Here is an 11,581-nt window from a genome sequence, read left to right on the forward strand (position 1 = left end):
ATTAATGGAATTTATTAAAAAATTTATCCCCAATCTAATACTGATCGAGATTTCTCTGTTTTCTATTTTTTCAATTGGTATTCAATATTTTATTAATAAAAGAGATCCTTTTTTTATTAATACTTTCTTTTCTCCAACTTTGTTAATGTCTATGGTTTTTTCTTTGTATTACGGCTTTTTAGGAGGATTTATTTTTTGGGGCATTTTAGTACTAAGTTGTTTTTATTTTTATAAAGATTTCCCACTCCAACAAATTATATGGAATCTTCTCATAGTTCTTATAGCCTCCGAATTTAGATATTACTGGCAAAGAAGAATAAATACTGCTGAGATAGAAAAGAACTATTTATTAGAACAAATAAAAAGTTTAAGAAAAAATCTATATTTTCTTAATCTTTCTCACGAACAAATGGAATTTAACTACATAATGAAATCCTACAGTTTAAGGGAAATGATAAATGAAGTCAGAAATAAACTCCTATCAACTTCTGAAGAAAAACTGCTTGCAGAGTTTATTATGAATATAATCATGAAAAACTTTCAGGTCTATACTGCATGTCTGTATAAAAAACAGGGAAACGATTTTACTGTCCTGGCAAGCATAGGACCACAGGAGCAAATTGATGAAAATGACCCGATGATTAAAAATGCAATTGAGATAGAAACTGCGAAGTATATATCACCAAAAATAATTGGTGAAAATTTATCAAATTTGAATAATTTAAAATATCTTGCAGTTATAGCTGCAAAGACAGAAGAAACGATTTACTTACTTACAATAAAAGATATGTTATTTATAAATTTTAATGAAGAAGTTCTAAATTATATTCACACTCTTCTTCAGTATCTTCTTGAAGAGTTTTCCATAAGCAGAAAAATATCTAATTATTATACAGACAGAGAACCACTTTGCGAATTTGAGTTTATAAAAGAATTTTACAAAATGTATGAATTGAAAAAGAAATCACAAATAAATAGCAGCATTGTTGTTTTTTCCTGTGAAGAAACAGAAAACCTCATTCATAAAGTTCGTTACTTGATAAGAACATCTGATTTTTATTGTTTTGTTAAAGAAAAAAATTTAATAATTTTTTTACTACCATTCACCAACTACGCTGGTGCTGTAAGCTTTTCTAATAGAGCATTGTCTGAATTAAAGGGAGTAAAACTTCTGGGTATATATGATTTAGATGAACCTACACCTGAAAAATTTCTTCAAGGAGTAGAATTATAGTGGACAAAAAGTTTTATCTATCCCTGTTATTAGAACTTAAAGGAGTATTAATTGTTTTTAGTTTAAACAGTATTTATGGTTTATTAGTGTTTTTTGTTTTGCATGGTTTGTCCTCCTTAATCCTGTCTTATTGTTTGACACGATTAATTCTAATTCTTAAAAGGCAACAAAATAAAAAAATTTTCTGGGCTTTGTTTTTCATGACATATTTTACAGGACCTGCTGGAATGTTTCTCTCCTTTTTTATGTACTTAGCTTTAGTTTCAAGGAAAATAAATCTTCTTAATTTTTATGAAACTACAAGTACAGAAAACTTGCCTAAACTGGATTTTTCTGGCAGAAAGGTAGGAGAAGGGATGCCAAAGGCTCAAAATTTTAAAACAGTTTTCTATATGAGCAAGTTTATTCATCCAACTTCTACAAAATTTCTAAAAAAAACTGTCAATACTGATCAAGATGAAATAAGACTTTTAGCTTTTTCCCTTTTAACAAATTTGGAAAAAAATATAATTGAAAAAATAAGTTTAATGAAAAAACAGTTAGAAAAAACGAAAGATGAAAGAGAGAAATTTGAAATTTTTTACTCCTTAGGAGAACTTTACTGGGAGATTGTTTATCTCAATATTTCTGATAAAGAACTTATAGAGGCATATCTTAAGGAAGCTTTAAAATATATACAGAAAGCTTTACAAATAAGAGAAGAACCAAAAGTTTATTTTATTCTTGGTAGAATTTATCTAAAGTTAGGTAATAATGATTCTGCTCAAGAGGCTTTTTATAAATCTTTAGAGCTCGGTTTCCCTGCTGAAAGAATTTTGGTGTATCTAATGGAGATTCTTTACTATAAAAGAAATTTTGCAGAAATTTTTAATATTTTGAAAAAATTAAAAAACATTACATTACCAGATCCCAAAACTGAATTAATACTGAAAGTGTGGAGATGAAGATAATTGATAAACAGGTTCCCATAGATGTTTTATTTATTTCAGAGGGCACATATCCTTATGTCCTTGGTGGAGTATCAAGTTGGATTCATTCAATAATAGAAGCAATGAAAGACCTCAGATTCGGTATAATTTTCTTGGGTTCAAAACAGGAAGATTATCCGGGTATTCAATACAAACTTCCTGAAAACATAGTATATCTTGAAGATTATTTTATCTTTTCTGAAAAGGAGTATCCACCTTTATGTTATATAAAAGGCTCTGATAAGGTAAAAAAATTAAAATCTCTTCTTATCAATTCAAAGCACTTTCCAGAAGAGTTGTCAAATATTAATTTTTATCTATCTGAAGTAACATTCAGCGAGATTCTTTATAGCAGAAAAACTTTTGAGATGATTGAAGACCTTTATGTTGAATTAAATTTAAGTATACCTTTTGTAGATTTTTTCTGGACCCTCAGGAATATTTTTATCCCTTTATGGATAGTTGTAAGAGCCATTACTTCAGTTATTGACAGAAATATCTCACTTATTCATAGTCCATCTACTGGATATGCTGGATTTTTAGGAGCATTACTGAAGAAAGTCAGAGGTATTCCATTTATAATTACTGAACATGGTATTTACACAAGAGAAAGAAAGATAGATCTTCTAAATGCACAGTGGATAAATACAGGTTCCAATTATTTTTTTAAAGATTTAAAAATTGAAGAGCCTAAAAATCTATGGATCAATTTTTTTGTAAATCTGGGTAAAATCTGTTATCAAGAAGCAGATAGAGTTTTTTGTTTATTTGAAGATGCAAAAGCTGCGCAAATTTCTCTCGGTTGTCCGCCAGAAAAAATAGAAGTTGTACCAAATGGAGTTGAGATACAAAGATATTCACATTTAAGGGATAGAAAGCAAGGTATTCCACCAGTTGTTGCTTTGATTGGTAGAGTGACACCTATCAAGGACATTAAAACTTTTATAAAAGCTATAAAACTACTTGTAGAAAAATTACCTGAAGCAGAAGGTTGGATAGTTGGACCTGAAGAGGAAGACCCTGATTATGCTAAGGAGTGTAAACTAATGGTAGAAGTATTGGGTATAGAAAAAAAAGTTAAATTTTTAGGAACACAAAAATTAACAGATATACTACCTAAGATAGGTCTGTGCACTCTTACTTCAATCAGTGAAGGAATGCCACTTGTTGTTCTTGAGTCTTTTGCAGCAGGTCTGCCATGTGTAACAACTGATGTAGGCTCATGCAGACAGCTTGTATATGGCGGATTGAACAAAGAAGACATACAATTAGGAAAAGCAGGCGAAGTTGTTAGTGTAGGAGATTCAAAGTCTCTCAGTGAAGCTTACTATAAGCTTCTTACAGATAAACAACAATATTTAATGGCACGAAGGGCAGGTATTGAAAGAGTAGAAAAGTTTTACTCTTTTGAAAGATTTATTAATAACTACAGAAGCATTTATAACTACTTTATTAAATAAAAGTATGGCAGGGATTTCGATTCAGCTTAAAAAATTTTTAGAAAAGAGAAGTCTGATAGGCCTGGTAACTGCGACAGCTTATTCAGCTGTTTTGAGTTCGGGTAATTGGATTATAGCAGTTGTTAGTGTATTCTTTTTTTCTTTGTTGACAAATAAATTCGTAAAGGAACCTAACACGACTTTAATATATCAGATTTATATAACATACACTGTAGCTATAAGTCTTATTCTGTCAGGTCCATTACAGTTAATGTTTACTCGTTATGTGGCAGACAGGCTTTTTGAAAAACAGATAGACAGAGTTTTGCCAAACTACTTTGGAGCTCTTGCTATTTGCATGGGATATTCTTTTGTAATATCTCTGTTTATTTCATTTTATTTTTTTGAATCTCTTCCCTTTTATTATCACATAATTTTTTCATTCACAATATCAACTCTAAGCGGTGTATGGCTAAGTAATGCTCTTCTGTCAGGACTCAAAAGTTACAGATACATTATTTTTTCATTCTGTTTTTGTTATTTATTAATAGGGGTATTACTTTTCTTTACTTCAAGATTCGGTATAATTTGGACATTTATATCCTTTTATACTGGGCAGGTTTTGCTTTTATTTCTTTTAGTTACAAGAATAATTCTTGATTATTCCACAGACAGATTATTTGAATTTGACTTTCTTAGCAAAAGGAAGTCCTATTACAGTCTTGGTGTAGCTGGTTTTTTTTATAATCTTGGTATCTGGTCAGATAAATTTATTTTTTGGTTTAACCCATTTACAGGAAATCAGGTATTTGGTAATTTAAGAACTTCTGTGCTTTATGATATCCCTATTATTCTTGCTTATATTAGTTTAATTCCTGGTATAGCGATTTTTTTCATGAAAGTTGAAATTGAGTTCGCAGAAAGCTATGATAACTACTACAGAGCAGTGAGAGACTGGGGAAGGCTTGATGATCTTTATAGACTTGGTAATAAAATGATAGAAAATGTAAGAACAACTTTTTACGATACATTAAGGGTTCAGGGAATATGGTCAGTACTTATTTTTTTCTTTGAGGAAAAAATTTTTTACTTTCTTAAACTTCCTTCACTTTATATACCTCTTTTCAATATTCTTTTAACTGGCGCATTGCTTCAGCTTTCATTTATGGTAGTTTTTGCTTTTTTGTCTTATTTTGACAAAAGAAGACAAATAGCTTTGATAAGCATTATATTCTGCACAGGAAACATTATTTTAAGCATCTTGACTCAGTTTTTAGGTCCCTATTACTATGGTTATGGATTTGCTTTATCATTGCTTATTGCTACAACCACTGGTATATTATTTTTAAGGAGGTTTCTTGATGATATACATTATAGGACTTTTGTTTCTATTGTTTAGTTTTGTTGATGTTAATGCTACAATAACTCCACGATGTGTTTTGTTTTATTACCACGACAATGTTCTTCCAGATGATATTTTTTATACCTATGATTGGATATTTTTAGATCAAGATTACTCTCATATTAAAGAAATAAAAGAAAAGTTCTACATGAAAAATCGAGCCAAATTAATAGGTTACATAAGTGTAGGAGAAATACAAAAGCACAGAAAATACTTTAACGACTTAAAAAAATTTGCAATAGGTAGAAACATAACCTGGGACAGTTTCATAGCAGATCTAAGAAGTAAAGAATACAGGGATTTTCTTGTTAATATAGTGGCAAAAGATATTGTAAATAAAGGTTTTGATGGTTTTTTCCTGGATACCTTAGATTCTTATCAATTAGCGGTGTCTCAGAAAGAATGGAAAGATTTTCAAGAAGCAGAGATTGAATTAATTAAAAAGTTAAGAGAACTCTTTCCAGACAAATTAATAGTTTTAAACAGAGGTTTTGAAATAATTGATCAGGTTCGAACTAAAGTAGATGGAGTTGCAGTGGAAAGCTTGTTCTGGGGACTTGATAAAAATAAAAAATATAGAGCTGTCAGTGAAGACGAAAGAAAATACTTACTTGGACAGATTGAAAAGATAAAATTTTATGGAATTCCAGTAATAGCGATTGATTATGTAGAGCCAGATGAAAGACAAAAATCAATCTCAGTCGTAAAAAAAATTTCAGCTTTAGGTGTTATTCCTTATGTTTCCGATGCAGAACTTTCAAAAGTAGGTTATTGTGAATGTGAGATAATACCAAGAAAAGTAATTTTACTTTATGACTCTAATTCAACACCTATAAGACAACTGGCAGATGTTCACAGGCTGATCCAGATGCCCCTGGAGTATTTAGGTTTTGTCCCAGAAGTTTATGATATTAATAGTGAACTTCCAGAGGTATATCCGAATCTTGGATATGCAGGTGTGATCTCTATGAATATAGATAGTCAAAATGAAAAGCTCGAAAAATGGCTTCTTCAGGCTAAAAAATACGGTTTAAAGCTATTTTTTATAAACGCCTTTCCTTTTGCAAGAAATTCTCAAGCCTTTAATGATTTAGGAATTAGCTTGTACGAAAATAAAGACAAAAAAATTTTGAGTTTTAGGATACTTAGAAAGATATCAGGAGATGGGTTTGAAGCTCCGTTAGTAGTTTCATATACAGACAGTCTCATCAGAATTTCAGAGGCAGAGGATATGATTGAGTTAGAAAATTCTGCAGGACAAATACACATTCCCTTTGCGATTACAAAGTGGGGTGGATATGCGGTTAATAATACTCTTATAAATAATGAAAATGAACTTTGGATTTACAATCCTTTTGAGATATTTGCAAGAGTTTTTAGAAATGACTTATTCCCTATACCTGATACAACTACCGAAAATGGAAGAAGAATTTTAACTGCTCACATATATGGAGATGGTTTTACTGAAATTTCTGAGTTTAATACTTTGAAAACAACAGGAGAAATAATTAGAGACGAAATTATTAAAGTCTTCACTATTCCTCATACTGTATCAATTATAGAGGGTGAAGTTGCTCCATGGGGGTTATATCCTGAAAAAAGCAAAAAATTAGAATTAATAGCGAAAAGCATTTTTGAGCTTCCAAATGTTGAAATGGCTTCTCACTCTTTTTCACATCCTTTTGCATGGCAAACAAACAATATGATTGCAGAGTTTCGTACCTATGAACTTAAATACGGGCATAATCTGCCGATTAAGAATTATAAAACAAATTTTGAAAGAGAGATTATTGGCTCTATAAACTATATCCAAAGTCTATTGAAAGATACAAAAAAAACAGTTAAGGTTTTTCTCTGGACTGGAGATTGTAGCCCTGATGAGGAACAAATCAAACTTACCTATAAAGCCAGAGTTTTTAATGTAAATGGTGGAGACACCGCAATAACTCAACAAGAACCTTTTCTTTCTAGAGTATCACCAATGGGATTAAACTATGGAAATTATTTTCAAGTTTATGCTCCAATAACAAACGAAAATATATTTACTAATCTATGGAAGGGTCCATTTTGGGGATATTCAAATGTAATACAGAGTTTTGAGCTTACAGAAAAGCCAAAAAGACTAAAACCTATCTCTATTTATTATCACTTTTACTCTGGGAAAAAACTTGCTTCTTTAAATGCTTTAAAAAAAGTCTACAGATATGCTCTTTCTCAGTCACCTAATCCTATGTTTCTGTCAGAATACGCAGAAAGAGTGCTTGATTTCAGGCAAACAGCAATCATAAAAATACCAGAAGGTTTTATAGTAAAAAACGCAGGTTATTTAAGAACTCTTAGAATGCCAATAAAATTGGGATTTCCAGATATAAGAAAAAGTAAGGGTGTCGTCGGCTTTTCAATTGGAGTAGATGAGATTTATGTACATCTTGACGGTTCAGGAGATCATGTAATAAAGCTCTCACAGAAAAAACCTGAAACTTTTTACCTGGTGAGTTCAAATGGTCAGATAGAAAGCTTTACAAAACAACAAAATTTTTATTCAATAAAATTAAAATCTTATGTTCCTTTGGAACTAAATTATGAAAAAGGAAACTGTGAAGTTTTACTTAAAAAAGAAGGGAAATATGGAGCAGAAATCAAATCAGTATGTCCTGATTAAGAGTTTCCCTATAAAAGAAATTCTTGGCTTTGTAGTGCTTTTTGCAGGACTCTTTATTTTTCTTTTCCCTCAAGGCGAGCTTGAAAAAAGAATTTTTCAAGAAGAAAATTCAAATCTTGATTTATCAATAGTTTATCTTAAAAATATTTCAAAAATTTACAAAACTCCAGAAATTGTAGGAGCCTTAGCAATAAGATATGCGATGAAAGGTGATTATTCAAAAGCTTATGAAACAATTAATGAAAGTAAAAAATTTTTTTCATATGACAAAAAAAATTTATTAATAGCAGAGTACACTATTTTAAAAAACATGTATTTTTCTAATCAGGAACAAAAAAAAGAAATCATTGAAAAAATCGAAAGACTTTTAGAAAATTTGGTTTCAACGACAAAAGACTCAGATGACCTTTTTTGGGCTATTAAAGAAAGTAAAACTCTCGGAAGATATGCATTTGTAAAGTATTTGATACAAAAGTACATGTATCTTTGTAATGATGATACAGAATGTGACTCGTTTATACTCAAGTCTGCTCTTGCCACAGGAGATTCAGAGTTTGCCAGCCAAATAGCTATTAAAATTGCAAAAAAAAGAGGTATCATCAATGTGGATTCTAATTTTTAGTTTAATTTTCAGTTTATTGTTTCAGTTAGATCAATGCCTTGCACAAAAAAATGTATTGAAGCCAGAAACTTCTGCTAAACAAAATAATGCTGAAAAATATAAGGAAATATCAAAAGATGAAGAACTTTACAGGCTTTTATTGTCTGCTTTTTTAGGAGCAGGTAAACTTCAAGAAGCAGAAAAATTGGCTAAAAAAGCAACTTCTATGTTTCCAAAAAACTCTTTTTGGTGGAAAACTTATGCAGACATTTTGATATGGAATGGCAAGGCTGAAGAGGCTATTGTTCCTCTGGTAAAAGCCTTTGAAATCTCAAAAGACAGAAGTATAGCCGAAAAAGCCTTTCGCTTAGCATTTGCATTAAAAAAATATGATATTGCTAAACAGCTTTTAAGTTTTGTAAAAACTTCTCCTCAGGAAAAACAAGCTATTTATGAAGGATTGGGAGATGTTGAAGGATTAATAAAAATTTTAAAACAACTCACAGACAAAGACTCAAAAGTTTTACTTTCTGAAATACTCTTTTTAACAGGCAGAAAAGAGGAATCTCTGGAAATTTTAAATGAAATAGAAAAATTACATGCCTTTACTGTGAAGGAAGTGCTACTAAAGGCAAATATTCTTTATTCACAAAAAAAATTTGCTGAGGCATTAGAGGTTTTTAAAAAATTTTACCACAATGTAAAACCTGAAGAAAAAGAATTCTGGAATACTTTTTCTGATCTTGCATGGATGTTACAGGATTGGAATTCTGTCAAGTATGCCTCTTTTATACTGATAAAATCAGGACAAGCACAGCTTCAGGATTATGATAGACTTTCTACTGTTTTGTCCTTTGAGGATTCCCAGAAGGCTATAGAAGTCAGTTTTGAAGGATGGAAAAAACTGAAATCAAGATTGCTACTTGAAAAAGCATTTTATTTAGCTTACTCTACTGAAAACTGGGATAAGATTTTAAAGATGTTTTCACTTTCAGAACCTGAAATGTTTAACAATGATAACATTCTCATAGCTTACTTAACCGCACTAAGGCAGATGGGCAAAAACAAAGAATCTTTGACTGTTATGGAATCCGTACTCAAAGAAAGACTTTCTAAGCCTGTTCTTTCATTTTATATATACTCACTTATAGAGCTTGAAGAGTTAAAGAAATTGAGGAAAATTTTAATTGAATATGGTAGATACCAATTTGATTCAGAAGTAGCCCAAGCTTTTTGTAATGCCTATTTAAATTTACAAAATGGACATAAAGCATACGAGATTTACAAGAAAGCCTCAATTAATGACCCTGTTTTAATGGCTGATATACTCAGTCTTTCGGGAAAGGAATGGGAAGCAAAAAATCTCAGAGTTAAAGAGTTTAAAAAAAGAACAGATATGATTAAACAAAACAGAGAACTTTTAAAAGACCCGGAATTTCTAAGAATTTATCTTTCACTTGGAATTTACTCTATGAATGCACCGACCTATGAAAAACTTCTCTATGAAGCAAAACAAACTCTTTCGGCTCCTGTATGGAAAGACATATATCTGTCTTATTTGTTTTATCATGAAAAAAAAGAAAAAGTGTTAAGACTTGCAAAATTTTACAAGTATCCACTAAAGCCCTGGATGTGGTTAAATTTAGCTTTATGGCAGGATGATAGATATCTTATGTCTGAAATGCTTGAAAATAATGCAGATATGCTTCCTATAAGAGATAGAGTAATTGCATTGCAGAGAACAGGGGAAATAAAGAAATCTTTATATTATGCATCTAAAGGGCTTAAAGAAAATATCTATGACAGCCTTCTTTATAAAGATTTTAGGGATGCTATTGTTAAATATGAAGATAAATTTAGTTCAGAAATTAGTTATTTGAAAAGAAAAGAGCTTTCAGGCATACAGATCGAAAACGAACTATACATTGGTATGTTACAAAAAGGATTTGGACTTGGACTAAACTTTGATAGTTTTAGCCCTATCAGCAGGAATTCCTCAGAGCTTAGTAAAACTGTATTCGTTCAAAGAGAGTATCTCTTTTTTGAAAAAATTTTTGACAGAGGTTTCGCAAGGATTTACATGGGACAAATAAAAAGTTTAAATGAAAATTTTTCCGCTAAGCTCTATGGAGAGATGATGTTTTCTCAAAACATAACCGTATTTTATGAAATAGGGAAAAATCTTAAAACTGATGAGACATTGTATTTATTACTTGATGGTATGAAAGATAGTTTAAAAGTTGGTGCTTATTATAATATTACACCCAAAACCTTGTTTCATTTAGAATTACAGCAATCTAGTTATTATTCTTCTGATCGTGAAAGGATTGGGCGAGGATTCAACTACAATGCTGATGTGCAATACAAACTTAGAACCGGATATCCTGATTATGTAATAAGATTTTATACTAATTACGGAACTTATTCAGAAAAAGAAAAAAAAGGAAGCATTTCAGAACTTTCACCTTATGAGGACTTTAAAGCTTTACCTGAAAATTATTTCAATACAGGTATAGAATTTTCCTACGGTTTTGAAAATAGGGATTCTTATACAAGAGTTTGGAGGCCTTTCTTCAGTTTTGACACTGGTTACAACAGCATAGGAGCTTTTTCTTTTGCGACATTAGTTGGAGTTGGCGGATCTGTTTTAAGTAAAGACAATTTGAGCTTGCAATTAGGTTTTGAACAAAATAAAGGAGGATTAAAAGATAACTCTCTTAGAATAACTTTTTCTTATAAAATATGGTTTTAAATTAATTTGCAAAGGTGCTTAATGGAATAAATCCTAAAGATTAAGATTTTCAAGGAGTTCTTTTACTGTCAATTTTAAGACAGGATGGACAAAATCTGGTGCAATGTCATTCAAGGGTTTGAGAACAAAGCATCTTTCATGCATAAGTGGATGTGGTATAGTTAGGTTTTTACTTTCATATATGAGGTTATCGTAAAAGATAATGTCAATATCAATGACTCTCGGACCGTATTTTACTGTAGGTTTGCGTCCCATGTTTTTTTCTATTTTTTTTATTAAATTAAGAAGTTCAGCTGGCTCAAGTTCAGTAAATGCTTCAACAGCCATATTTGCAAAATCTGGCTGATTTTTGAAGCCCCAAGGTTTTGTAATATAAATGCAAGATTTTTTATCAATAATCAATCCTGACTGCTCAAGCATAGAAATAGCCTGAAGACAGTTTTTTTCTTTTTCACCAATATTTGATCCTATGGAAAGAAAAACTCTATGCATAAAAAATATTTTAATGGTAAAATTAAAAAAA

8 protein-coding genes are annotated in these 11,581 nt (G+C 30.7%); 7 read left to right on the plus strand and 1 reads right to left on the minus strand.

What is annotated here, in order from left to right; genetic code table 11:
- Positions 1 to 4: 4 nt before the first annotated feature.
- From TAGGR_RS00790 to TAGGR_RS00820, 7 genes are all read left to right on the plus strand, one after another.
- A complete protein-coding gene (locus tag TAGGR_RS00790) occupies positions 5 to 1,234 on the plus strand; it encodes a hypothetical protein (RefSeq protein ID WP_059175480.1) in 1,230 nt (409 codons plus the stop codon).
- Between the two features lie 356 nt (positions 1,235 to 1,590).
- A complete protein-coding gene (locus TAGGR_RS00795) occupies positions 1,591 to 2,178 on the plus strand; it encodes a tetratricopeptide repeat protein (RefSeq protein ID WP_161936151.1) in 588 nt (195 codons plus the stop codon).
- Positions 2,175 to 3,662 carry a GT4 family glycosyltransferase PelF gene (gene pelF / locus TAGGR_RS00800; RefSeq protein ID WP_059175482.1) on the plus strand — a complete coding sequence of 496 codons (1,488 nt, stop codon included), beginning with the start codon at positions 2,175 to 2,177 and terminating at the stop codon, positions 3,660 to 3,662. The genes TAGGR_RS00795 and pelF overlap by 4 nt, the downstream gene beginning before the upstream one ends.
- Complete coding sequence (gene pelG / locus TAGGR_RS00805; RefSeq protein ID WP_059175483.1) at positions 3,610 to 5,040, plus strand: exopolysaccharide Pel transporter PelG; 1,431 nt, start codon at positions 3,610 to 3,612, stop codon at positions 5,038 to 5,040. Before pelF ends, pelG begins: the two co-directional genes overlap by 53 nt.
- Complete coding sequence (locus TAGGR_RS00810; protein WP_059175484.1) at positions 5,003 to 7,705, plus strand: endo alpha-1,4 polygalactosaminidase; 2,703 nt, start codon at positions 5,003 to 5,005, stop codon at positions 7,703 to 7,705. The genes pelG and TAGGR_RS00810 overlap by 38 nt, the downstream gene beginning before the upstream one ends.
- Positions 7,671 to 8,327: a hypothetical protein gene (locus TAGGR_RS00815; protein ID WP_059175485.1), complete on the plus strand. Its 657-nt coding sequence runs from the start codon at positions 7,671 to 7,673 to the stop codon at positions 8,325 to 8,327. Before TAGGR_RS00810 ends, TAGGR_RS00815 begins: the two co-directional genes overlap by 35 nt.
- Positions 8,308 to 11,058: a tetratricopeptide repeat protein gene (locus TAGGR_RS00820; RefSeq protein ID WP_059175486.1), complete on the plus strand. Its 2,751-nt coding sequence runs from the start codon at positions 8,308 to 8,310 to the stop codon at positions 11,056 to 11,058. Before TAGGR_RS00815 ends, TAGGR_RS00820 begins: the two co-directional genes overlap by 20 nt.
- A 33-nt stretch (positions 11,059 to 11,091) precedes the next feature.
- Here TAGGR_RS00820 and folK read toward each other — a convergent pair whose 3' ends face one another.
- Positions 11,092 to 11,550 carry a 2-amino-4-hydroxy-6-hydroxymethyldihydropteridine diphosphokinase gene (gene folK, locus TAGGR_RS00825; protein WP_059175487.1) on the minus strand — a complete coding sequence of 153 codons (459 nt, stop codon included), beginning with the start codon at positions 11,548 to 11,550 and terminating at the stop codon, positions 11,092 to 11,094.
- Positions 11,551 to 11,581 lie beyond the last annotated feature (31 nt).

It is taken from the genome of Thermodesulfovibrio aggregans (assembly GCF_001514535.1).
GTDB lineage: Bacteria > Nitrospirota > Thermodesulfovibrionia > Thermodesulfovibrionales > Thermodesulfovibrionaceae > Thermodesulfovibrio > Thermodesulfovibrio aggregans.

What these genes read in the sequence shown, in the direction of transcription:
- TAGGR_RS00790 (WP_059175480.1), top strand. Translation starts at nt 5, where the DNA reads ATGGAATTTATTAAAAAATTTATCCCCAATCTAATACTGATCGAGATT.
- TAGGR_RS00795 (WP_161936151.1), top strand. Translation starts at nt 1,591, where the DNA reads ATGCCAAAGGCTCAAAATTTTAAAACAGTTTTCTATATGAGCAAGTTT.
- pelF (WP_059175482.1), top strand. Translation starts at nt 2,175, where the DNA reads ATGAAGATAATTGATAAACAGGTTCCCATAGATGTTTTATTTATTTCA.
- TAGGR_RS00810 (WP_059175484.1), top strand. Translation starts at nt 5,003, where the DNA reads ATGATATACATTATAGGACTTTTGTTTCTATTGTTTAGTTTTGTTGAT.
- TAGGR_RS00815 (WP_059175485.1), top strand. Translation starts at nt 7,671, where the DNA reads ATGGAGCAGAAATCAAATCAGTATGTCCTGATTAAGAGTTTCCCTATA.
- TAGGR_RS00820 (WP_059175486.1), top strand. Translation starts at nt 8,308, where the DNA reads ATGTGGATTCTAATTTTTAGTTTAATTTTCAGTTTATTGTTTCAGTTA.
- folK (WP_059175487.1), bottom strand. Translation starts at nt 11,550, where the DNA reads ATGCATAGAGTTTTTCTTTCCATAGGATCAAATATTGGTGAAAAAGAA.